This window comes from Dyella mobilis (assembly GCF_016904945.1).
In the GTDB taxonomy this organism is placed as follows: domain Bacteria; phylum Pseudomonadota; class Gammaproteobacteria; order Xanthomonadales; family Rhodanobacteraceae; genus Dyella_B; species Dyella_B mobilis.
The window spans coordinates 196,229-219,832 of record NZ_JADIKF010000036.1 but is presented as its reverse complement, the minus strand read 5'-3'; the positions used below and the strand labels follow the sequence as shown (position 1 = coordinate 219,832).

20 protein-coding genes and 1 pseudogene are annotated in these 23,604 nt (G+C 57.9%); 10 read left to right on the top strand and 11 right to left on the bottom strand.

Annotated features, from left to right (window positions below; genetic code table 11):
• Positions 1–189: 189 nt before the first annotated feature.
• Positions 190–648, bottom strand: coding sequence for a hypothetical protein (locus ISS99_RS05935; protein ID WP_204630668.1), 459 nt, complete (start codon positions 646–648; stop codon positions 190–192).
• Between the two features lie 93 nt (positions 649–741).
• The gene (locus ISS99_RS05930; RefSeq protein ID WP_204630667.1) at positions 742–1,050 is read right to left on the bottom strand and encodes a hypothetical protein; all 309 of its coding nucleotides are present in this window, start codon (positions 1,048–1,050) and stop codon (positions 742–744) included.
• 279 nt (positions 1,051–1,329) lie between these two features.
• Between ISS99_RS05930 and ISS99_RS05925 the strand changes: the two genes are divergently transcribed.
• On the top strand, positions 1,330–2,031 hold the full coding sequence (locus tag ISS99_RS05925) for a hypothetical protein (protein ID WP_204630666.1): 702 nt from the start codon (positions 1,330–1,332) through the stop codon (positions 2,029–2,031).
• Positions 2,032–2,746: 715 nt separating this feature from the next.
• Here ISS99_RS05925 and ISS99_RS05920 read toward each other — a convergent pair.
• A complete protein-coding gene (locus ISS99_RS05920) occupies positions 2,747–3,337 on the bottom strand; it encodes a TetR/AcrR family transcriptional regulator (RefSeq protein WP_204630665.1) in 591 nt (196 codons plus the stop codon).
• Positions 3,338–3,440: 103 nt separating this feature from the next.
• Here ISS99_RS05920 and ISS99_RS05915 point away from each other — a divergent pair, with 103 nt between their 5' ends.
• Positions 3,441–4,571, top strand: coding sequence for an FAD-dependent oxidoreductase (locus ISS99_RS05915; RefSeq protein WP_204630664.1), 1,131 nt, complete (start codon positions 3,441–3,443; stop codon positions 4,569–4,571).
• 211 nt (positions 4,572–4,782) lie between these two features.
• Here the strand turns inward: ISS99_RS05915 and ISS99_RS05910 are convergent, their stop codons facing one another.
• Together ISS99_RS05910 and ISS99_RS05905 are read right to left on the bottom strand one after the other, a co-directional pair.
• Positions 4,783–5,922: a PepSY-associated TM helix domain-containing protein gene (locus tag ISS99_RS05910; protein WP_204630663.1), complete on the bottom strand. Its 1,140-nt coding sequence runs from the start codon at positions 5,920–5,922 to the stop codon at positions 4,783–4,785.
• Between the two features lie 92 nt (positions 5,923–6,014).
• Entirely contained in the window at positions 6,015–8,129 is a 2,115-nt protein-coding gene (locus ISS99_RS05905) for a TonB-dependent siderophore receptor (protein ID WP_204630662.1), read from the bottom strand.
• 350 nt (positions 8,130–8,479) lie between these two features.
• Here ISS99_RS05905 and ISS99_RS05900 point away from each other — a divergent pair, with 350 nt between their 5' ends.
• From ISS99_RS05900 to efeB, 3 genes are read left to right on the top strand one after another with little or no spacing between them, the layout of a single operon-like run.
• A complete protein-coding gene (locus tag ISS99_RS05900) occupies positions 8,480–9,931 on the top strand; it encodes a carbohydrate porin (protein WP_204630661.1) in 1,452 nt (483 codons plus the stop codon).
• Between the two features lie 10 nt (positions 9,932–9,941).
• Positions 9,942–11,105 carry a YncE family protein gene (locus tag ISS99_RS05895; protein WP_204630660.1) on the top strand — a complete coding sequence of 388 codons (1,164 nt, stop codon included), beginning with the start codon at positions 9,942–9,944 and terminating at the stop codon, positions 11,103–11,105.
• The gene (gene efeB, locus ISS99_RS05890; RefSeq protein WP_204630659.1) at positions 11,102–12,391 is read left to right on the top strand and encodes an iron uptake transporter deferrochelatase/peroxidase subunit; all 1,290 of its coding nucleotides are present in this window, start codon (positions 11,102–11,104) and stop codon (positions 12,389–12,391) included. The genes ISS99_RS05895 and efeB overlap by 4 nt, the downstream gene beginning before the upstream one ends.
• 416 nt (positions 12,392–12,807) lie before the next feature.
• Here efeB and ISS99_RS05885 read toward each other — a convergent pair whose 3' ends face one another.
• Both ISS99_RS05885 and ISS99_RS05880 read right to left on the bottom strand, forming a co-directional pair.
• Positions 12,808–13,074, bottom strand: a complete 267-nt coding sequence (locus ISS99_RS05885) for a cupin domain-containing protein (protein ID WP_204630658.1) — start codon at positions 13,072–13,074, stop codon at positions 12,808–12,810.
• A gap of 217 nt (positions 13,075–13,291) precedes the next feature.
• Complete coding sequence (locus ISS99_RS05880) at positions 13,292–14,200, bottom strand: DinB family protein (protein ID WP_204630657.1); 909 nt, start codon at positions 14,198–14,200, stop codon at positions 13,292–13,294.
• A 474-nt stretch (positions 14,201–14,674) separates the two neighbouring features.
• On the opposite strand from ISS99_RS05880, the gene ISS99_RS05875 reads away from it, so the two are divergent.
• Positions 14,675–15,631, top strand: a complete 957-nt coding sequence (locus ISS99_RS05875; RefSeq protein WP_204630656.1) for a CPBP family intramembrane glutamic endopeptidase — start codon at positions 14,675–14,677, stop codon at positions 15,629–15,631.
• A gap of 4 nt (positions 15,632–15,635) precedes the next feature.
• On the top strand, positions 15,636–16,826 hold the full coding sequence (locus ISS99_RS05870) for an FAD-dependent monooxygenase (protein WP_204630655.1): 1,191 nt from the start codon (positions 15,636–15,638) through the stop codon (positions 16,824–16,826).
• Between the two features lie 125 nt (positions 16,827–16,951).
• Here ISS99_RS05870 and ISS99_RS05865 read toward each other — a convergent pair whose 3' ends face one another.
• Entirely contained in the window at positions 16,952–17,386 is a 435-nt protein-coding gene (locus tag ISS99_RS05865; RefSeq protein WP_284343821.1) for a HisA/HisF-related TIM barrel protein, read from the bottom strand.
• Positions 17,387–17,522: 136 nt separating this feature from the next.
• Here ISS99_RS05865 and ISS99_RS05860 point away from each other — a divergent pair, with 136 nt between their 5' ends.
• Positions 17,523–17,810, top strand: coding sequence for a hypothetical protein (locus ISS99_RS05860; protein ID WP_204630654.1), 288 nt, complete (start codon positions 17,523–17,525; stop codon positions 17,808–17,810).
• A 72-nt stretch (positions 17,811–17,882) separates the two neighbouring features.
• Here the strand turns inward: ISS99_RS05860 and ISS99_RS05855 are convergent, their stop codons facing one another.
• Together ISS99_RS05855 and ISS99_RS05850 are read right to left on the bottom strand one after the other, a co-directional pair.
• The gene (locus ISS99_RS05855) at positions 17,883–19,025 is read right to left on the bottom strand and encodes an alpha/beta fold hydrolase (RefSeq protein ID WP_204630653.1); all 1,143 of its coding nucleotides are present in this window, start codon (positions 19,023–19,025) and stop codon (positions 17,883–17,885) included.
• Positions 19,026–19,617: 592 nt separating this feature from the next.
• Positions 19,618–20,496: a DNA-binding protein gene (locus tag ISS99_RS05850; protein WP_204630652.1), complete on the bottom strand. Its 879-nt coding sequence runs from the start codon at positions 20,494–20,496 to the stop codon at positions 19,618–19,620.
• 105 nt (positions 20,497–20,601) lie between these two features.
• Between ISS99_RS05850 and ISS99_RS05845 the strand changes: the two are divergent.
• A pseudogene (locus ISS99_RS05845) lies at positions 20,602–21,105 on the top strand (integrase); the annotation flags it as partial.
• Between the two features lie 258 nt (positions 21,106–21,363).
• Here ISS99_RS05845 and ISS99_RS05840 read toward each other — a convergent pair.
• Positions 21,364–21,936 carry a hypothetical protein gene (locus ISS99_RS05840; protein WP_204630651.1) on the bottom strand — a complete coding sequence of 191 codons (573 nt, stop codon included), beginning with the start codon at positions 21,934–21,936 and terminating at the stop codon, positions 21,364–21,366.
• A gap of 104 nt (positions 21,937–22,040) precedes the next feature.
• Between ISS99_RS05840 and pdxR the strand changes: the two genes are divergently transcribed.
• Entirely contained in the window at positions 22,041–23,519 is a 1,479-nt protein-coding gene (gene pdxR / locus ISS99_RS05835; RefSeq protein ID WP_204630650.1) for a MocR-like pyridoxine biosynthesis transcription factor PdxR, read from the top strand.
• Positions 23,520–23,604: the final 85 nt, after the last annotated feature.

Here is a 23,604-nt window from a genome sequence, read left to right as displayed (position 1 = left end):
GCGAGCGCAGCATGCGCCTGCAATGCCTGATCCAGGACGGCGAACTGCAGCTCATCGCCGGCGACCTCACGCTGCCGATCCGTCCGGCTATCCGCAAGGGTGAGTACGCTGTCGCTTGAGAAAGTGCCCCTGCCCCGTTTTGAAACGTCCGCCGTGGGTCGAAAGCAGACCTTCAATATGTCACCGCTATTAGATAGCGCGCTGACCAATCGCGGATCTGCTTTTCCGTTTCACCATCATGTATGCCAAAAGGGCCGCAAGCCCCACTGCAAAGTAAGGTAATTCGCCCCAAAGACCTCCACCGTCCCATTTGTATCGAGAATAGCCAATGACACGGAGAATGATCGGGACGATGCCCATGCCAATCAGCGAACAGGACAAAAGCAGATATCCGAGCGACTTTTTCAGCAATACGAGTACGCCGGAATATGCAATCAAGCAACCAAAAACCATCAGTATGAGATTGATAAAACGCCAATGACTCGACCACTGCTCGGGTTTAAACACTCCTGATTGCAATGTGCTCGCCCGAAAAAGAAGTTCGTACGTATGGACCAAGGCATCGGTTTTCAGCCAATCGTTCAGACCAAATGCACCCACGCTTAGACCAAGGATAATAAACAGACAGCCGCTAATGCGATGAAACATGTCGTTGACTCCTTAGCTCGATCGCCAAAGTCACTTACTGCCATCTCATTTTTCTATGTCTGCTTTGGGTCGAAAGCGGACATTGTTGCTCGATCACGGCGACTCGCCGTCGGGCTGCGCTTTCTCGTTTAGCTTGTAGGCGGCAGCGCGCTCCAGGAAGGCAATCGTTTCCTCAAATATTTGCGGAACGGCGGGAGGCAAATCGGCGTTCGCCTGCGATGCCGCAAAGTCACCTTTGGCTCCCGCCAGAAGCTCATCGATCAGCCCAGGTTCCTTCTGGTCCATTCGCTGCAAAAGACTCAGCAAGATGTAGGAACTGGCATACGCCTTGGCTTCCGGTTTCGTGAGTTCCCTTGACATCGACGAACCTCCTGCAAGTTGCCCAATTGTTTCGGTGGACATGTCCGCTTCGGGTCGATAGCGGACCTTTCCAGAATATAGCCGTAAGCGATCCTGACGCCCATGGTCAGCATCAGCGGGGTGTTCAACGGCCACCAGAATTGGTGTTCAGTCAGACCGGAATCCGCAACTGGATAGTTGGAATGACGCCCGCACCTCCAGTTTGACCAAGATAGCTATCCAACGGATAGAATGAGCCCTCTTCGCGAGAACGGCAGGGACGTCGTGGAAAGTGGCGTCCTCCTCTATCGCAAAAATATGGACACAGCGCCCGGGGGAGCGATGGATACCCAAGAAGCAAGCAAGTCCTCGACGGTTTGGATCATCTCGGCTTTATTATTGATCGCGCTGGTCGCCGTATGCTTTAACGGCCAAGCTGCGCTATTTACCGGCGTTGCTCTTATTCCATGGTGCTATGTAGTTGGGAGTTTTCGCAGCGGGCGGATGACGTTCCTGAGACCGAAGCGCAAAGATCCCGTGCTCGTACCGTTGGTGGCCGCCCTCCTTTTTCTTGGGGTCGGGGCAAATGTGCTGGCAGATCTTTTGCACCCTGGCGACATCCTGTTGCCCGCCGCAATAGTGGGCATTTTGCTATGGCTCGCATTTTATGTTGCTGCAACGCGCATGGCCGTTGCTGACAGGCCGAAGCTCGGTGAAATGTTGGCGTTGGGCGTCCTGTGCCTGATCTATGGCGGCTCAACGGCTGCGCTGTTCAATCGCCTATTGGACTACCACTCACCGCAAACCTATCCAAGTCAGGTTACGCAGAAATACGTGGAAGATCGCAGGAGCACGTCCTATTACCTACAGGTTGGCGATTGGGGACCGGGCATTCATGGCGACAGAATAGCGGTCGACTACGACCAATATAATCGCACAAACATCGGCGATCCCTTATGCATGGGAATCTATTCCGGACTATTCGGGGCGCGGTGGACAGGTCAGGTTGCCGATCAGACTGAATGCACGATGTCCTCTGAATGATCTTGCCGGGGTTGGCGGCGAGACGATTGACGCGTTTGTTGTAGGTGAACGCTTCGTCATCCGTTGAGACAAGACACTCGATTTCCGTCTCGCCTCGGTCTTTCAGGGCCTCGACGCGTAGAAGGCCGTCCAGAAGGAAGTGCGTATCAGGATCGTCCCGATTGGCCACTACCACCGGCATTTCGATGACGCCTATCCGCGCATCGATTACTACCCGTCCGAGGAAGCCCGTGCGGTTATCGAGACGGTAAAACCATCAAAACTACACCGACTAGAACTGCAGCGAACATCAAACCTCCCTTTTATCGCGCTCATCCTGCTAACCCTGACATGCCCCGTTTGGGCCGATAGCGGACATTCGAGCGGCAAACTGCAATCACTTATCTGTCAGTGATTGCAGTAGATTGCTTTGTGAGAACGCCAAACTTGGAGCCAAAAGAAGAAGCAATCCTATGACCTTAGGCATCTTTCTCCCCCTCAGAGATGTAATGGCCACCAACGCTATTGAAGTGTCCGCTCTGGGTCGGAAGCGGACCTTTCCAGAATATAGCCATAAGCGACCCACGCCCCCATCGTCAGCACCAGCGAGGTGTTCAGTGGTCGCCGGAACTGGTGTTCACTCAAACCGGAATCCGCATCTTGCATAACATTCACTGCATTTCATGGATCCACCTTCATATCGACGCGTCGGAGTACCACAGGTTACACCTTGACGTTAATTGAAGCGTCGGTTGCCGTCACTCCATCCATCGCGAAGTAGTGAAAACACCGCACGGATCGCCGCTTCCGAATCGGCGCCATCTCGCGTCAGAGCAGGGATGTCTAGGATCAAGCGCGCGGCTGCGCGGCAAGTCGGGTCATTTGCATCCTGTCCCAGCTCCTTTGCCAACGCAGTGCCCAGTGTTTTGGTGTGGCGAGTCCACATGCGATCAGCATACGCGCGCAGCACCGGTGTTGAATCGATCAACGCAACGAACTGATTTCGCTGACTGTGACCTTCAAACGCTCGCCATAGCGCAAGAATGTGGTCGTGCAGGGCGTCCACAACGCTTTGGTCCGATGGACGGGTTTGAACGGCTTCGACAAATCCAGTTTCCATCTCCTGATCCAAATCAAAGACCAGCGCTTCTTTGCCCGAAAAATGTTTGAACACCGTTGTCACCGAGACGTCTGCGGCATCAGCCACGTCTTTGATGCTCACGGCGTCGTAGCCGCGCTCAAGAAATAAGGTCAACGCCGCGTCGGCGATCGCTTGCCGGGTCGCGGCCTTCTTGCGCTCTCGGCGGCCAAGGTTTTCGGTCGTCATCTCAAAGCTAACTCAATCTAGTAAGCATACAATAAGTGTAATTATTTCACTTATGTAGTCAATATGATTTTATTGCCGCCCCATAACCCTCTAGAGCCCGCCCATGACCACGCCAGCCTTAGCGAAGGCCCGCATCGCCATTATTGGGGGAGGACCGGGTGGTCTGACTTGCGCTCGGATTTTGCAGCGGCGGGGTCTAAATGCGACCGTTTACGAGCGAGACTTGACCGCGGAGATCAGAGATCAGGGCGGCAGCCTGGATCTGCATGAAGATAACGGTCAGATTGCTTTGCGAGAGGCCGGGCTGCTAGAGGAGTTCTTTCGCTTGGCGCGGCCTGAGGGTCAGCAGATGCGCAAACTTAATTCCTTGGGCCACGTCCTTGATGACGAGTTGCCCGAGGAAGGGAACCTATTCAAGCCAGAGATTGATCGTGGTCAGTTGCGCGATCTCCTCCTGGCCTCATTGCGTCCGGAAACCGTTCAATGGGGTAAATCGCTTGCGTACATCGAGGGTCCATCCTACGGTCCTCGATGGCTTCGTTTTGAAGATGGTTCCAGTGCCGAAGTGGATTTGGTCATCGGTGCCGATGGTGCGTTTTCTAAAGTGCGATCGGCAGTGTCCGAAGTCGTTCCGTACTACAGCGGAGTCACGTTCTTGGAAGCGTGGTTTCACGACATCGATCAGCGTCATGGGGAGTTGGCTGCGCTCATCGGCCAAGGCACGGCTTTCGCGGCGGACGGCGAACGATGCTTGGTTGCACAACGTAGCAGCGCGAGTCGTATGCGTGCCTATGTCGTGCGACGCCTGCCGCTAAATTGGATGGAAGATGCGGGTCTTTTTATCACGGATACAAACGCGATTCGTGCATACCTTCTGGATGAGTTTCGGGATTGGTCACCGCGGATGAAGCGGCTGATTACCGACAACGATGGCCCCTATGTCAGCCGCCCGTTATTTGTGCTGCCGGTTCCTCACAAGTGGGAGCACGTGCCGACCGCAACGTTGTTGGGCGATGCAGCACACCTCATGCCACCCTTGGGTGTCGGTGTGAATCTAGCCATGTTGGATGCAAGTGACCTTGCATGCGCGCTATCCACGTCCAACACGATCAGCGAGGCCGTTTCCTGCTATGAGGACTTGATGCTGCCGCGTTCCATCGAAATTGCGCGCATGTTGGAGGGGGCCGCAGAGCATTTACTCCGTGCTCACGTCAGCAACGCGGATGCGCAATGAACGCCAACCAGTTGGTTGCGGTTAAGGCCCGCTTCCGACCCCAAGCAGACGCGGGTAAGTAGGGGGCGAGGTAGACGACTTCCATTCGTTAGCGGGTCGCGGAGCCAGTGGTCGTCGTCGCGCGGCACCTTCCATTTCACATCGAAAAAGATGTCGCGAAGCAACTGCTTCTGCACGGTGGGATAGAAGGTTATTGGCGGCGTGATAGTGGCTATTGCCCGCGCTTCGTTAGTTTGTCCCACTTCTTCTTGAGCGTGCGGTTCCACCACATCGCATATCCCGTGATTACCAGGACAATAGGCACCAGGCCAAGCAATGCCCATATGATCTGCAGCCACCAACCGCCGAAGTCGCCAAAATGCACTGAATAAAGAGCAAGCGAAAGCCGCTCGCCCGCGGTCCAGTGCACGCTTGAGGTGTTCATCAGCATTGCACCAGTGGCTGGCTGAAACACGACTTCATCTTCGAGCTGTTCCATGGGCACCGACGGTCGCGGCGACATGTAAACCTGTACCTCTCCATGGGGTCGATCAACATCCATGAATACATATGCAAGTTTGTCCAGCGGATACATGCGCTGCGCTAGGCCGATGAAATCATCTAAGGGAAGGATTGCATCGCCCTGATGCCAGTCCGAGGGGCGTTGCTCAAGGCTCGGCATGGGCGACAGCGAGCGTATCGCATGGTGAACGGGCTTCGGGAAAATGAAATATGCGCCCGTAATTCCCCACATTGCCACGAGGACAAAGCACCAGAACCCGAAAGTCCTATGCAAATCGAAGGCAATGACTTTCCAACGGCTGCGCCAACTGATCCACAAGGCTCGTCTCCAACTGCGAATCCCCGGCCACCACAGTATGAGGCCGATGACCGCCATCACGAACAGCAGCACACCCCCTATGCCGACAGCCACTGCCCCACCCGCGCCAAGAACCAGGTTGGTGTGAAGCGCCAACATGGACTCTACGAACCAGTGCTCCTTCTCAAGGACTACTTGCTTCACGATGCCTTTGGTAAAGGAATCGACGTAGACGACGACCGTATTCCCATTAAAGGTGACGCCGATGGGTACTACACGCCGCTCGGCCGAGCGCATGTCGATGTTGGCAAGCCTGCCACCCGGGTTCGCCCGCAACGCTACGTTGGCCAACTGGCCCCACGTGGCAGGTCCACGGACGGATGACTCTGAAAGCGGCGGCCTGTCATTGAGCAGGTTTTGCTCGAACACCAATACGCTGCCGCTGAGGCAAATGGCAATGACATAGAGGCCAATGACGATGCCTAGCCAGAGATGTACCTGAAAAAGTGCCCTGCGCCACCACAGTGTATGCGGCTGTTTGATGTATCCCATGTCGGCCCCTCACGTGCAGCAGGCGGCGTTCTTGTTCGAGCGCTGCCGACTAGGCGACTGCGGCGGAAAGCGCGAACTTCTGCGCAAACGCCTCACCAGCGATAGCGAGCGGAAACCGTGATTTCGCGCGGATAGCCGTAATAGCACCATGCGGCGCTCTGGCAAGCCGAGATATAGCCGCGATTGAACAGGTTAGCCGCCGTGATCTGGAAGCGCCAGTTTTGTATGTCGTAATGTGCGTGGGCATCAAACAGTGTATAGCCGCCGGTGCGGAACTGGTTGAAAGTATCGCCGTAATGCTCGCCGATGAAGCGCACGCCGCCACCGAAGCCGAAACCGGCCAGCATCCCTTCGTGCATATCATAGTCGGCCGATAACGAGGCCTGCTGCTTGGGTACCAACGGCACCTGCTTGCCCAGTGAGGCATCGTTGGCGCGTGTCACCCTGGCATCGGTATAGGCATAGGACGCCGTCAGATTTAGGTGGTCAGTGACCGCCACGTTTGCTTCCAGCTCAGCGCCGCGCGTACGCACCTGGCCCTGCTGCAACTCAAAGAAGAGATGGTCGGGATCCACGGTGAGCGCATTCTGCTCCGTGAGCTGGTACACGGCGCCCGTGATGAGCGTATGACCGTCGGGCGTCTGGTATTTCAACCCGGCTTCGTATTGGTCGCCAGTGATGGGCTTGTAAGCGCTGCCGTCGAACGTGGTACCTACCGTAGTCTTGAACGAGTGCGAATATGCGACATACGGCACCAGTCCGATGTCCGTGGTGTAGTTGACGCCGAGCCGACCTGAGAAGGCATCGTTGTCCTGCCGCTGTTGCGTATCGCCGATGAGGTCGTCGACGTGGTTGGTCACCCAGTCTTCGCGACCGCTGGCGGTGATGCCCCACTTGCCAAGGGTGATCTGGTCCTGCACATAGGCACCCAACTGCTCGAGAGTGCTGTCGGTGTGGTACGTGTACGGACACGGGGCTAAAGCTTGGCCATAGACCGGATCGAAGATGTTGATGGACGGGGCCGAGCAAAAGCCCGACTTGTAGTCTTCATGGTTGTGCTGGTAATCCACGCCCATCAGCACATCCTGCTGCACGCTTCCCTGATCGAATTTCGCCGCCAGTTGGTTATCGACGGCGAACACGTTGTTGTGATCCACCAGTGGATAGTTGTAGCGATCGAGGGTGTAGAAGTCGGGCTCCAGATCCAAAGCGAAGATGCCGCGATGATCCACCTTGTCGTTCTGCAGGCGAAGATCCTGACGGAACGACCACACGTCGTTAAAGCGGTGGTTGAAGGCGTAGCCAAACGATTCGTCGGTTTTTAGGTAGTGGTCGTACCCCGGCTCGCCGGGATTGACGTTGCTCGGGATCTGGCCGTAAGGATTCGGAAGCAGCGTACCGATTTCCGGTAGAAAGCCGCCCACACCGTCGGAGACGGCGCGCTGGTAGCGCGGCAGCAACGTGAGCGAGGTGTCCTCGTCTGGCTGCCACGTGAGGCTGGGGGCGAAGTAATAGCGGTCATCCGTCGAGTGCTTGATATTGGAATCACCCTTGCGCGCCAGCGCCACTACACGCCACAGCCAGTGCCCCTCTTCGCCAAATTCGCCACCAGTGTCGGCAGCCAATTGCTTCTGGCCGAAGCTGCCTACCGTGGCGACGATTTCGTGCGGAGCATCCAGGCTCGGGCGCTTGCTGATCATGTCGATCATGCCACCCGGAGGCTGCTGGCCGTACATGGCCGACGAAGGTCCCTTGTCCAGTTCGATGCGCTCCAAGCCGTATGGCTCGATGCGCGAATCGGCCGTCCACGAGCCATCGGGTAGTGGCAGGCCGTCGAGGAACTTCGCAGGATCGTAGCCACGCACCAGCATCCAGTCGCTGCGTGGATCAGCACCGTAGGCACCACCGACGACACCGGCGGTGTAACGCACAGCCTCGTCCAAACCCTGCATGCCATACAGTGCCATGCGATCCGGCGTGATGACGCTCACCGACTGCGGAATATTCACCGCCAGCGTAGCGGTCTTGGTCGTGGAATAAACGACCTTGACCGCGCTGAGGGTAGTGGTGTTCTTCGCGTCAGCTTTGTTCGTGCCGCTGGAAGACGCGGGCGCCGTCTGGGGCGCTTGGTCGGTGGCAAAAGCGGGGGCGACAAGCGCAAACGTGATCGCAACCAGAAGCGCACTTCTGGAGAAGGAGGGAGGCATTTCCGTTGACCCTGTAGGGGAGGACTGTTTGGCGGGCGCACCTTGCGCCACTAGGCAACGGATATGGTAATGATTCTCATTTGTCAGTCAACTCTTTGCCCTGCGGCAGCGTATGTCACGCCGGCAGCGCCTTAGCCAGCATGGCTGCGGACTGACCGTCGAGCGTCGTTCCCCCAATTTGACCGGCGCCCGCCGAATGTTGTTAATGAGAATTATTCGCGCTAATCTTTCGAGCTGTTAGCCGCCCTGTTCCGGGTAAGCCATCAACTTCCAGAAGGGGCAGTGCAATGGTGATCCGGGGAAGCTCGGCCCGAAAGGCCGACACGTGGGCGCGAGCGTACAAAGCCAGAATGGTGGCCGCGGCAGTCACCATTACGCTGCTGGCTAGCGCGTCGGCGCTAGCCGGACCGCCACCGATCTCGGCGCCGATTAGCGCGACACAAGGTGCCAACGGTCAACCGGCAGACTTCGCCAGCTTTCTGGAAAACCTCAAGCGCAGCAATTTCATGCTCGGCGACATGTTCGGCCTGCGCACCTGGCTAAGCAAATACGGCATCTCGCTCGCCGTCCAGGAAACCAGCGAGGTGCTTGGCAATGTCACCGGCGGTACGCGTCGCGGCGCACAGTACGACGGTTTGACCCAGATGGTGATGCAGCTGGACACCCATCGCGGGTTTGGATGGTACGGCGGCCTGTTCAACATCAGCGCACTGCAGATCCACGGTCAGAATCTGAGCGCAGATAATTTGGACACGATCCAAACCGCAAGCGGTATCGAGGCTGATCGGGCGACGCGTCTGTGGGAAATGTGGTACGACCAAAAATTCCTCGAGGAAGATCGCCTCGACATCAAGGTTGGCCAACAAAGCGTTGACCAGGAATTCATCGTCAGCCAGAACGCGTCCTACTTCGTGAACACGATGTTTGGCTGGCCCGCACTCCCCTCCTACAACATGCCCGGTGGCGGCCCCGCCTATCCGTTGTCCGCACTTGGCGTGCGCTTTCGCTACCGTCCCATCGACCCGGTCAACATTCTCGTCGGCGTATTCAATGGCAGCCCCACGAGCAATAACCAGGGCGACCCTCAACAAACCGATCCTTCCGGTACCAGCTTTCCGCTGGGTGGCGGACGATTGATCATGGCCGAGATCCAATATGCCTACCCGGCGTTGGGCAGCATGGTGTATCCCGGCGAATCGGCGCCGCTGGCGCGAACCTATCGCTTGGGCGCGTGGTATGACACGGAAAGCTTTGCCGACCAACGCTATGACGTAAACGGCATGCCGCTTGCCAGCCCGCTGAGCAATGGCGCTCCACTGCAGCACAAGGGCAATTTCTCGATATATGCAGTCGCCGATCAGATGCTGTGGCGGAGCCATGATGATCCCAACCACACCTGGAATGCCTTCGCCCGCGCCATGGGGACGCCCCAAAGCGACCGCAATTTCATCAAGTACAGCATGAATGCCGGCGTGGTCGAACACGAGCCTTTCCGAAATCGTCCTGACGACACCTTTGGTGTAGGTATGGGCTACGTACGGGTATCGAGCTCCCTCTCCGGATACGACGCCGATGCCGCGCATTATGCCGAGGCGGTCGATCCGAACAGTTTCAACTTGATTCGCAGCTCGGAGACTTATGTGGAGCTGACCTATCAGTATCAGATGCGTCCTTGGTGGCAGCTCCAGCCAGACCTGCAGTACGTCTTCAACCCCGGCGGTGGCGTCGTTAACCCAAGCAATCCCACCCATCGGATCGGCAACGAGCTGGTCGTCGGTTTGCGCACCAACATTCTGTTCTGAGGTTTCCAGGATGACTACTTCCGTTCTTCGTCGCATGAGTCTGTCGCGCACGGTCGCCGCATGGGCGGCAACCGTATTGATCTTTTCCGCGAACGCCATCGCGGGCGAACCCAAGGGCATGTTGGAAACGATCCATCGGCACGTACTGCTGACCTCGTCCGTGGCCGATAACGGCGATCTCAATCCCTATGCAGTGGTGATCGCACCGGTCGCGGCTGGAACCATCCAAGCCGGCGATGTGCTGGTCGACAATTTCAACAACCTATCTAACCTCCAGGGTACCGGCACGACCATCATCGACTACCGCCCATCGACCAAGAAGACCACGTTATTTGCCAAGCTGCCGCAGAAATTGCCGCAGTGTCCAGGCGGCGTAGGTCTCACCACAGCGATGACCATGCTCAAGACCGGTTGGGTCATCGTGGGTAGCACCCCAAGCACCGACGGTACGACCGCCACCAAGGGCGACGGTTGCCTCATCGTGCTCGATCCCAGTGGCAAGATGGTTGCTGCCTGGTCGGGACCGACCATCAATGACCCGTGGGGCGACATGGCCGTGGTCGACAACGGCTCGACCGCCACGCTATTCATCAGCATGGCGGGGTTTGGCCTACCCAGCCCGGATGTGATCGACAAGGCCACGGGTTTTCCGGTGGTTCTGCACAAGGCCACCGTGCTACGCCTCAACATTCAAATTCCTGATGGCAAACCGCCCGTCTTGATCGATCAGACCGTGATTGGCAACGGCTTTTCGGCGCGCGCAGACCGCGACAACTTCTTGTTGGGTCCTACCGGTTTGGCGCTGGGTTCGGATAACACGCTGTACGTGACCGATGGGTTGGACAATGTCATCACAGCCATTCCCAATGCCTTGTCGCGCACCGACAGTGCGGGCACGGGCAAGGTCGTGACGCAAGGCGGCCTCCTGAGCTGGCCGTTAGCAATGGTCTATACCCCAGCCGGACACCTCTTGGTATGCAACGGCAAAGATGGGCAGTTGGTGGAAGTCGACCCCGTCGCCGGCAAGCAGATCTATAGCCAGTGGATCGATTCCGATCAGGCCCAATCACCGCCCGGTAACGGTGATTTGTTTGGCATTGCACTCATGCCGGATGGCCAAGGTTTCTACTATGTCGAAGACGACATGAATACCCTGATGCGGGGTGGTAAATGAACGACACCAACGATCCCGATCGTTTAAGCCGACGCCGCTTCCTGACTTCCACTGCCACGGCGGTCACCATCGCCGCCACGTCTACCGCGGCGGCGCCGCACGTTTTGGCGAAGACATCGGGAACGGCAAGTTCCGAGGCGGACATCATTCCCTTCTGGGGGAGCCACCAAGCGGGCATCGCCACTCCTCAACAAGGGTTCGTCTATTTCGCGGCATTCGATCTGGTGACCGACAAGCGTGACGATGTGATCGCTCTGTTGCGTCGTTGGACAGAGGTGTCTGCTCGGCTCACGCAAGGGCAAACGGTAGCGCCATTGACCGATGACGTGGCCAATCCTCCGGTTGATTCCGGCGAAGCGGTGGGTCTCACCCCAAGCCGCCTCACGGTCACGTTCGGCTTCGGTCCGGGCCTGTTCGCGACCTCGGATGGAAAAGATCGTTACGGCCTCAACAAACATCGTCCCGAAGCATTGGTAGACCTCCCACGGTTCAACGGTGACCAACTGGTGCCTGAGCGCACCGGTGGTGATTTGTGTATCCAGGCTTGTTCGAACGATCCTCAGGTGGCATTCCACGCTGTGCGCCAACTCGCTCGGCTCGCCTACGACGCCGCGAAAATGCGCTGGGCGCAGCCGGGCTTCCTGGCCGCACAGAAGGACAAGGGCACGCCGCGCAATCTGATGGGCTTCAAGGACGGCACGATGAACCCGCCGATCAACAGCTCGGCGACACTGGATCGCTATGTTTGGGCTGGTGACGACGCAGGCTGGATGAATCACGGCAGTTACCTGGTTGCGCGCCCCATCCGCATTGCGCTCGAGCACTGGGACCGCATGAAGCTCGGCTTCCAGGAACAAGTCATGGGGCGTCACAAGAACACCGGTGCGCCGCTGGGTGGCAAGCACGAAAAAGATGCTTTGGATCTCGACGCCAACGATGCCGATGGCAACCCCATCATTCCCGACAACTCGCACGTGCGCTTGGGTGCTCCCACCGTTAACGATGGGGCCCAAATACTGCGTCGATCCTATTCCTACGATAACGGCCTGAGCTTTACGGCCGAACGCTGGCCACCATGGCGCCAGGCGATGGAGTTCGACGCAGGTTTACTTTTCCTGTGTTACCAGAGCGACCCACGCACGGGCTTCATCAAGATATTCGACAATATGTCCAAGTTCGACATGTTGAATCAGTTTGTCACTCACATTGGTGGTGGGGTGTTTGCCTGCCCGCCAGGTGCGAAAGAAGGTGGCTACGTGGGGCAAGCCCTCTTCGATATCGCTTGATCGTGGGAAAGTGCAGCACGTCGCCTTGGACGAGAAGCCTCGTTGAGGCGACGGGGTGCTTGGTCGTGTCTGCCACGCCTACGTTGATCTTTTCTGCCTCAATCACAGTCCGTCTTAGCCTGAAGGCATGGACTCGCACGGGGTCCAGACGCTATGCATCTCTTATCGCACCCTCACGCCGCCTCCCACTCCGCCCTCGACAACACAGGCTAGTCGATATTGATATCGTGCTCTCAGTACGCCCTCGACTCCGGTGAATGCCATCGGGCGAACGCTTGCAAAAAGCAGTCCCAGAGGATTGCGGGGGACCCGTGATCTCGATGAAGCAGACGGCGCCGAACGGTTGCAACAATGGATGTTGAGCACCAAGCTGGCGAATGACACCAACCCCTTCGTTCGGGTCTAACCACTGACCATCAATCAGCTTCGTGAACGGTCTGGTGACCCAGTGTGATTGCAATAAGCGTCGACGACTCGTGGACAATCAGTCGATGCCAATCACCGGATGGGACGATAAATGCGGCTTGTGGCTGCAACAGGCTTGCCTCCACCCGGCCGCTGTCACGGAACTCGACGGAAAGAGAGCCCGATAGAAGGATCAGGAGTTCATCACCATGAGGATGCATCTCCCACGTAGGGTAGTGCACATCCTCAGAACAACTCGCATGAAAGAGCGTGAGCATGCGACCTCCCACCAACGAGGGATCTTGCCTCGTGTTCCTGAGAAATTCGACAGTCCTTGGATAGGAACGCATGCGTCCACCCCCTGCCAGATAAATGCAGTGATCTTGGAGACTCACGGCCCCCTGATCGATGTGACTGTCTTGTACGGTCATTCTGATCGCTCCTGAGTTACGAAAAAACAAATGGGTTCACGTGTTCCTCGATATGCGAGGCGTGCTATCGCATTTTGACGAACAGTTCTTGCATCTTGCTTCGAAGACCCATTGCGACGCTCATGCTGGACAGGCCGAGCCGCCCCGTCATGACAGCGGCCATAGGTGCCAAGCGCCCCTGGCCGATAGCGCGCAGGTCATCGATGGTGGCACTCAACGTGAGGTCCGCGGGCTTATCTTCATTCGTGACCGAGCTTCCATCGATGAGAATGAAGCCTTCGCCACGCAGGTCGAACTTCAAGGTCTTTCCGAGTCCGGCATCGTTGCCCACTGCGATTTTCACGCGCTCCGTCATTTCTGCGAGACATGTCGGGGCTTCTGCCGCTCCGTCGTTCAGAACGCGATTGCTCGATACGGTTTCGGCTACATCGTGCTTGGCCAGATCGAGCGAGAAAAGCTCCGTAGTGACTTCGGGCCGGCGGCGGCTTGAGGCCTCGGCTTTGTGCAGATAACTCGTCAGCCCATCCACCGGCGGATCCACGGCGTTGAGCGCCAACATCCAACTCACCTGTCCCCGGTGATAAGCGCCATGGAGGCTCACGTGCATGAGCATTTCTTCACGTGACATCCGGCCAGGCGCACCATCTGTAAACGTAAAATCGATAACCTCCTCTAGTTGCCGGCGGTCAAGTGCCGATACGTAATCGACATACCATTGATCACTCGCCTTCGTATCTCTGAACAATTCTTCCAGGCTCGGCGCCAGATCGTCATTAGACGATGCATACGCATGCGGGCGACGCTCCATGTTCGCCGCAAAGATTTGATCGACGACATAGGCGTGGCTGAGCGTTCTGATGGCAACTTCTCGCGCCGGAGAGAGACTATCCAGCTTCTCTATAGCCGCCAGTATTTCTTCATTCGCACAAAGCTTGTACTTGAAAAGACGCTGCAATGTCTTGGTATCCAACATATCCATCCCGCATGTTGCCCGTGGGTAGCAGTGGTGGCGAACGCTTGCACATTGGTGCCATCAAAAAATAATACGAGTCATGACTCGCTTTGTGTACTCGCATTCGATAGAGGCATCGATGGCTTTCGAAATCGCGCACTACATCGAGGAAATATTCGAATCGAGAGCAAGCGCGTCGCGCGCTCAGAGCACTCCTCGGCGCTACCGCTCACATTCTGGTGAAAGAGGTCCGCGAACGTACAAGCACAAATAAGATCGCTCGCTTGGCGGGCGTAAGCATCGCACCACCCTCCGACAGCTAATCGCCAGGCCCAATGCGCACTTTGTGGCTCAGCCAGCCAGATCAAGACGGCCACCAGCTCCATCGAGCCATTCGCTCCACGTTGATCGCAGGCTGGGGCATGACAAATGTCAGCTCACTTCGCTTGCGACCATCACTGTCGGCGTCACGCGCAGAACCTGCACACTGGCAGCATGGCTATCCCAACTACCGCCGCGCGCTCCCGCCTCAGGGCGATTTTTCGAGACTCCGACGGCTTGTACACCAGCTGGTCGGTACTGCTGTTCATGGTAGTCACCGCGGCCGTGCTAGCGGTGATCGGGCACGTGGCCTTCATGCTTCACCATCCACTGCCCATGCGATTGGCGATGACGCCAGGCCGTCTGATTTTTACCGAATCAGCGCTCGTTTTCTCGGTGCTGATAGCCACCGTGGCCATGGGCAGGATCGAGCACAGGTCGTGGCTCGATTATGGCTGGAGGGGGCCGGGTCGTGCCGGGCTGTTCGGTCATGGTGTGCTGGCCGGCTGCGTACTGATGGCACTTCTCATGGGCGCGCTCGTGGTCACGCATGGCGCCCGAATTCATTACGACGGCGGCAATGGGTCCCTACTGGCATCAGGCGCTGCATGGGTTCTTGGCTTCGCCCTGGTGGCATTGACCGAGGAAACAGTATTCCGCGGCTACCTGTTTTTTCTCCTGGCCAAACGGGGTGGCCCACGCTTCGCGGCCATCACCATGTCTTTGGCATTCGGCATCGCCCATCTGGGCAACCATGGCGAGAACGTTGCGGGCATTCTGCAAGTGATCGCGTTCAGTTTGGTGATGTGCCTGTCCGTATGGCGCACCGGCTCTCTGTGGTGGGCGTGGGGATTCCACGCAGCCTGGGACTGGAGTGAATCCTTCCTGTTCGGCGCCGCCGACAGTGGCAACGTCATGGAGGGGCACTTGCTGACGACCTACTCGGTAGGGCCGACGTGGCTCAGCGGCGGGTCTGCCGGACCGGAAGGCAGTCTGATCGCCTTGCCGCTCCTTGCCCTGATGGCGGTCTGGATCACGTCCGTCGTATCGAAAAAACCTCGTGCGAGAGTGCGTGATGCCGCAACTTACCGCGACATGCCAGCGCAAGATCAGGCAGGATTGAATGGCTAATTCCATGCCCAAGCGAATCCTCATCTCGGGCGCCAGTGTGGCGGGGCCGGCGTTGGCTTTCTGGTTGCATCGCTACGGTTTCGACGTCACCGTCGTCGAGCGCGCGCCGACCATCCGCCCTGGCGGCTATGCGGTCGACTTTCGTGGCACCGCCACGCACGTGCTGGATTGCATGGGCCTGACCGCCGCCGTGAAACAGTGCGAAACACGGACGGGTGCCATCGCGATGGTGGACGAGCGCGGGGACACACTTGCCCAGTTGCCCGACGGCTTCACCAGCGGCGATATCGAGATTCTCCGCGGCGATCTCGTCAAGCTGCTCTATGACGCAACGCGCGAAGACGTTGCCTACGTCTTCGGCGATTCCATCAGCGCCCTGACGCAAACATCCGAGGGTGTCGATGTCACCTTTACCAGCGGCAAACGTGGCCGCTTCGATCTCGTGGTCGGCGCCGATGGTCTTCACTCCAATACCCGCGCGCTGGCCTTTCGCAACGAGGCGGAGATTCTCCACGAGATGGGCTACTACCTGGCCATCTTCACGGTGCCCGACTACCTTGGTCTTCACGACCAAGGCCGCTACTACACGCAGCTTGGCAAGCGCGTCGGTTACTTCGGCAGCAAGAACGACGGCAGTGCCAAGGCGTCCTTCTATTTTGCTTCGAGTTACCTCGACCGTACCGACAGTGACCCGCTTCGTCGCGATCCCGCCGCACAGAAGCAGTTGCTTCGCGACATCTTTTCCGATGTGAAATGGGAGGCACCGCGGTTGCTCGCGCACCTCGATCAAGCGTCCGATCTTTACTTCGACTCCCTCAGCCAGATCCGCATGGACCGCTGGTCAGATGGGCGCATCGTCTTACTCGGTGACGCTGCCTGCTGCGCCTCGCCACTGGCCGGCATGGGTACCAGCATCGCCATCACGGGTGCCTATACGCTTGCTGGTGAGCTGAAGAAAGCGGGCGACGACTACGCCACGGCCTTTGCGAACTACGAGGCGACCCTGCGTCCCTTCGTCGCCCAGGCCCAGAAAATGGGACAGGGATCTGTGGAATGGTTCGTCCCGCGAAGCCGTCTCAGGCTCTGGTTCAGTCGCAAGCTCTGGTCCTGGATGCCGAAGGCCACCCTGAAAGAATTGATGATCGACCAGCCCAACAAAGTCGCCAGCATCGCTCCACTCAGGGATTACACATAAGGCCAATCGCTGAGGCTCAACTTCCTTGCGCATAGAAAACAAAAGGGCCGCCTAAATGGGCGGCCCTTTTGTTTTTGCTTGTCGAAATATTTATCAAAATCAACCATTTATATTTTTGGCATTTGCTACCAAATGGCGGTAGGAGCCGACAAGGATCGCTTCCCACTCGGGTCTTCGGAACGTCGCATGGTCCACTTTCGATACTGCTGCGTGCGCCACACCATGGCGGCTTGCTGCTCGATCAACGCGCGCAACGGCGATACCTTTGGGTTCGGTGTTTTTCCGTGACTGAGCTTTCGCATCTGGAAGCGCACCGCCGCCATGTTGGCCAAGGATGCCAGTGGCTTGTTCTTCCAGGTGATGGGTAGCAATTCCGGTGTGTTGTCGATGCCCATGCGCCAATCGGCCGGCAAATAGGGATCGATCGCCAACGCGGTGCCAATGCCGACCATGTCCACGCCACTTTGGATGACTTGCTCGGCCACCTGTCGACGTCGAATGCCGCCGGTGACCATCACCGGCATGTTCGCCACTGTCTGAATGTCCCGCGCGAATTCCACAAAATACGCTTCTCTCGCCAGCGTTCGGCCATCACGCGCTTGCCCTTGCATGGCCGGCGCTTTGCGGTTCACCCAGATCCACTTTGGTTCCCACTCGGTCCCCGTACTTGAAGGGGGTTACTACGACCGGTTCCGGATGAATCCGAACCTGGACGAGGTCGAGCGTGACCCGGCCGCTGGCAACATCGATTTCTTTCGGCGGATCCCCAAGCAGCAGGTCGCTTCCCGTGTCGGCGCGACCTGGGCACCGAACTTCTACTACCGGACCAGCAATGTCCAACTCCTGATGCAGGCGCCGATCGCACGCTTGCGCGCGATGCTTCCCTGGGTGCGCGCCCCCAGTCCAACTGATCAAGGACCGAGCCGCTATGGGAACTATGAAGTCGCATGCGGTAGGGGGCGTAAAAATGGCATCTGCGAATAGTCAGTAACGACATAGACTGGAACCATCAAAGCCTTCGCCAATCCCGTAAAATTAACCTTTAGTATTAAATAGTTACGGGGCAAACTGCCGGATTTTGGACGTTTCCCTGCCATCCCTCGGATTGGACAGGAACACAAAGTGATGGCCGTGCGGTATCCGCACGATCTTTGCTGATGGTTGTTGACGCTGAAGCGTAGCGATCTCTTGCTCCTGCATTCGAGTGTGCATCGCATCCGCTGCCTGGCGCTTCGCCGCATCACTGCCGACCGGAATATCTGACGCACGTGGGACGGGGACGATGGAGAGTATGGGCACGTAGGGTGCGTGGAAGCGCTCCTCGCCTTCAAGGATGCCGTTGTAAACGAACGCCGGTGCTTTCTGTTCTCCGACGCCACCGGAGGCGCTTGTCGCAAACGTCTGACGTATCTCATCTTCCGGAATCGCTCCTCCGAGTTGCGCAGAGACGAAACAACGAAACGCGGGGAAACTGGCCAGATCTTTGGGCGTAGGTTCAGAAGGCGCAGCCCCGGCTGTACTTGCGTCATCCGTGGCTATCGCCGCAAGCTCGCTTCCAAGACTTCGCTGCAGCGCGGAGACTTCGTTCAACAGCTGAGTCATCTGCGACTTGTCTGTCGGGTCATCATGCATGCGCGATATCTGCGTGGCCAGATGACTCAAGTCAGGAAGATAGGCTCCGCGTTCCTGATCGTAGATCGCGTATTCGTGCGCGGCATCGAGGTAGATCAATCCGGCAATTTTGTCTTGATAATGGGTCCCTATCGCGCTTAATTCCTCACCGGCGATGGAATGACCGGCGAGGATGGGGCGATGAATGTCGAGTGCTTTGACGACGGCCATGACGTCATCAGCCAACCGGTTCGCGCCATAGCCGCTCTTGGGCACGGACGATGCTCCGAAACCGCGGCCAGTGATGCCATAAACGTGAAAATGGTGCGCAAGTTCCGGAGCAATCGAATCGAATACGTGCGCCGTATTGCCAAGTCCCGGCAAGAGCACCAGTGGCCGCCCGGTTCCGCCCCAATCGAGCACTTCCAGCCGGACTCCATCTGCCAATGGAACAAATTGACGGTGGTAGCTGATGCTTTCCGCCTGGAAAGTCGAGCCGGTAGCCGAACAAGCTGTGGCCCCTGAAGCCGCATGCATGGAGACCATGCCAAGGATGACAGCCGCCCACGCCCTGCATATTGTCGACATCTCACGCTCCGTGACTACACGTGTAGTCACGCTAACTCGTAACTACACGTGTAGTCAATGTGCCCAAGGATACGCACATCCCCTGGATATCGGCTTGTCGGGAATTTGCAGGCCACAGGGAACAACCATACCCACATCGTCGAGGGCGACTTCGATAAGGTCGCTAGCTCCCGATGAGATACATGTCCGTTACTGCAATAAGGCTGGACAAGGCGATGATCCCCAATGAACAAGCGATCAACCCGCTCTGCGTCTTAGTGGGTTCGATGTTTTTGTTCAAGAGTAGCGATAGGAGTCTCCAAGTGCCCACTATCGTTATCAATAACAAGGACGCTGAAAAAGCGAACGCACACGCGGTGAGCAGCCAGGCTCTCGGCCCGTGAAGATAGCCCTCAAGGTCGGGGCTACGTGATAGGCGACCTATTTCTATTTCACCGCGAAGTGCGCCACGTAAGCAGTAAACGAACGGTAACGCGAATAGTCCACTCATGCCCCAAAGGGTGGCTACCTCCAGGATGCTTTGCCTCTTATCCATTTTCCTTTCTTCCCCTTGACGCAAAATGGAAATGCCGGCCCAGCTGGGTCCACGTAACTATGGTGGGGTCTTTTTTGCTCGATTTCGCGGCTTGCTTTTGTCCACTGGCGTCGCTTTGAGCGATTGCCGTTTAGACGGTGATACCTGGCTACGCCATTGACTGAGTGTGACTTCCAATGCCGCCACCCGGCCAGCCTGATGTGCGGCCGCCTGCTCGGCTGTACGTAAGGCCGCCCGTAACGAATCCTGCTGAGTGTTGAGTTGCGCCACAGCCTTGATGTGCTCGCGCTGCGATCGCTCCAGTAGTTGTTGCAGCCCCTTGACCTCCTGACGGGTGTGATCGATCTGCTGATGTGCTCGATCTTCCAGGCTACGCACCTGGTCAAGCGCGGTCGCCCGCTCGCTTCGTAAGGTATGGAGTTCCAGCTGTTGCTGGTCGATCTGCGCCTGTAAACGATCCCGTTGTTGCACCAGGTCGACTCGTTGCGCTTCCATTTGATCCACCAGCACTTGGCGTTCGCGGAGTTGCGTCTCGGCCTGTACCCGCTGAGCGGCATGCTCGGTCACGTTGGCTTGTGCCTCGGCCAGCGCAATCTCCCACACCTTGCGTTCCTGGGCCAGGTCGGATTGCGAAGCAAAGAGGGTATTCCGCTCTTCGGTAAGAGCTGCCTGGGCGAGGACGTCAGCATGTGCGATGGCCAGGCGCCACACCTCGGCAAACGCCTGCCCTGCTTCCGGCGGCACCTCCGGCAGCTTGATCACTTCCTGCAGACGCTGCGCCAACGTGCCACGCCAAGCATCCAGCATGCGCGTCACAGTATTGGGCGAGCCGGTGCCCAAGGCCTGGCGAATCTTCTCGACCGTCGGTTTATCACCGGCAGCAACGAGTGCATCCGCGGCGGCGCTAACCTGCTCTTGGGTGATGCCTTTGCGCATTTCCAGCGTCTCCTCGATCGGTGCCCTACCCTTACTTTGGCGTACTCGCGATAAGTGATGACTATCGTGGCTAGGCACCCTATTTCATAATATAAACTACATAATATGAAAGAAAATTCCACTATTCCCGTCCTCGCCCAACCGGCTTTCAGCCTGGCACTGCCCATCCAGCAAGCCCAGCAGGCCGCCGACGCGGTGCGCAAACTGCTGGCCGAAGCGGCTGCCGCCAACACCACTCGCAGCTATTCCAGCGCCCTGCGCTACTGGGCCGGCTGACACGCAGCGCGCTACGGCATTGAGTTGGCGCTGACGGTGGCCGAGGCCACGGTGCTGCAGTTCGTGGTGGATCACGTGGTGCGGCGCGCAGCCGAGGGTGAATTGGCGTGGGAATTGCCGCCGGCCGTCGACCATGCATTGGTCGATGCCGGCCTCAAGGCCAAGCTGGGTTCGTGGACCTTGGCAACGGTCCGTCATCGGGTGGCCGTGCTGTCGACCGCGCACCGGCTGAAGCACGTGATCAATCCATGCGAGCAACCTGCGGTGCGTAGGGAAGCGACCTCCCTGCCCGGTGATAAAGCACATAGGCCTGACCGAGGGGAGGCCCCAAAACACGGGCTCCACGGTAGTTAGACGGTGCTTGGGGGCAGCGCCCCCGCCTTGAGTAGCGGGATGCTTTTTGGCGGTAAAGGGGCGGCCGGTTTGGCCGTCTTTTTTTTCCTTGCGGCCCTCAGCACGACCTGCCGCGATGGGTTGGGCGAAACGGGTTGAGCAAATTGCTAACGCCTACAGTAATGGATGCGGTTTGTTCCTTTGAAACGCATCTTGCAAGGCCCAGTGACATCACTGGGCCGCCCAAGACCGCCCCCCTCACTGCATCCGGGTAAGCGTCGCCCTGAAATTGGGCTCCCACGTCTTGCCGCCATTATCCGAGAACGACTGTTCAAAATGATGTGATGTCGGGGTGATGTCCTCCCAGACCTGTCGAACCAGGATGGTTCGGCCCTTGTAGGTCTCCTGGTCATAAAATTCGCCGCGTCCGTTCTTGAATTCCCCGAACATGGGCTTGCCTATGACACCGTCACCGACGGCGGCCGCATTGAGGCTCCACTGATGCGTGTCCGGGTTGTAGAGAAACAGCAGCAAGTCTTCCATGTGGCCAGTTGGGCAATCGGCTTCCAATTCTTCCATTTGCGCGCGTCCATCCCACACCTTGCGCGCCACCAGCTTGCCTTGGCAACTGATCCACGTGGTGGAGCCCGTCAGTGGATGCTGCAGCTTTGAGATGTCGCTTTTCCAGCTACCCAGATGGAAGTCGAAATCGTGTTGCGCGTCTTGTTCTGCAGGCGTGTCGGCAATTGCCCGCAGTGGTTGCACGGCGACCATCACACCGCACATCACCGCCAAAGCCAGCGTGCATGCAGCAGACGTTTTGAAAGACATTCGGCACCTCGTGGGAGTTGGGGAGTCGAAGCCATGCTACTGTGGCGTGAACAGTGTTCCAGTACCGTATTGAATGGCTAAATCGGACCGATATCAGGGGACTTATGCCACGCAGCTCCCGAGGAGTATTACTTCCGCCGGTAACTGGCAGCCGTCCCCGGCGCACCGATGTCTACCTCGCCTTGCGCGATGCCGTACTGCAAGGAACACTTGCTCCTGGCGAGAACGTGCCATCCAGTCGCAAAGCCGCGATCGACTACGGTGTGTCGCGTGGCTTGATGGAGGAGGTTTATAGTCAACTCGTGGAGGAAGGCCTGCTGGAGCGCATTGTTGGGCGCGGCACATTCATTGCCAAGCGCGCAACGAAGCCGACAGATCCAGACCGGCATGAAGAAACCATACAGGGCGTGTCATCGGTATCGACCCGCGGGCATAAGCTTGCAGGCAACGTCGCTTGTCGCATCATGCGCCAGTTCAAACCTTTCAACGCCGGCGTGGCCGATACGACGGCGTTTCCCTGGCAGATATGGCAGCGTATCCAGGCGCGTGCCGTGCGGGACCTTCGGCGCGCCGACATGAACTTTACCGATCCGCGTGGCGTTCCTGCGCTACGCCGGTCGCTCGCGCACCATCTTGCGCAACTGCGTGGCGTGCGCTGCGCGCCGGATCAGGTAGTCGTCTTCAACAGCATCCAGCAAGCGTCGTACTTGTTGGCGTTGCTGCTCACGAATCCGGGTGATGCGGCATGGGTGGAAGACCCCTGCTATCCCGGTGCGCGCGCAGCACTGGAGCTTGCGGGAACCACCATCGTGCCCGTGCCTGTCGACCAACAGGGCTTGCAGGTTGAAGAAGGACTACGACGCGCGCCGCATGCTCGGCTGGCTTGCGTAACGCCATCACACCAGTTTCCCAGCGGCTTCGTGATGAGCGCGGAGCGACGGACTGCGTTGCTGGAATGGGCGCACAGGCAAGACACGTGGATACTGGAAGATGACTATGACGGCGAGTTCGGTCACGCGCGCCAACCGGCGACGCCGCTGCATTCGCTTGACCGCCATGCACGCGTGCTTTATCTCGGCACGCTCAGCAAGTCCATGTTCGTGTCGCTGAGGCTGGCTTTTGCCGTGGTGCCGGAGGCGATGGTGGAGCAGCTCGCCAACATCCGCACCCAACTCGATGCGTTTGGTGCGCCATTAATACAGCTGGCCATGAGCCGGTTCATGGATGAAGGTCATTTTTCCACGCACGTGCGACACATGCGCAATGTGTATGCCGAGAAAGCCGCCGTGCTGGCGGAAGGCTTGATGCCGCTCGCCAACCATGGGTGGAGCTGGGAAAAAGGCACGGCGGGTTTGCAAATACTGTTGCGCCATCCGGATGCGCAAGAAGTGCAGCGCACGGCAGAGGCGAGCGGACTGGCGCTTCATTTATTGAGTTCTTATCGGCATGAATCTGCCGGCGGCGATGGTTTGCTGCTGCGTTTTGGTGGGCTCAGCATTTCTGCCATTCGCGCTGGTGTTGAGCAGTTGGTGTTCGCTGCGCAGACGATGCGTCATTCCAGCCGGAACAAAAGTTCGCAGTAATACTGTTTCAGAGCAAATCGTCATTCCGGCGAAGGCCGGAATGACGTCGATCCTAGTGCGGATGAGGGGAAGGAATGAGCGTTAT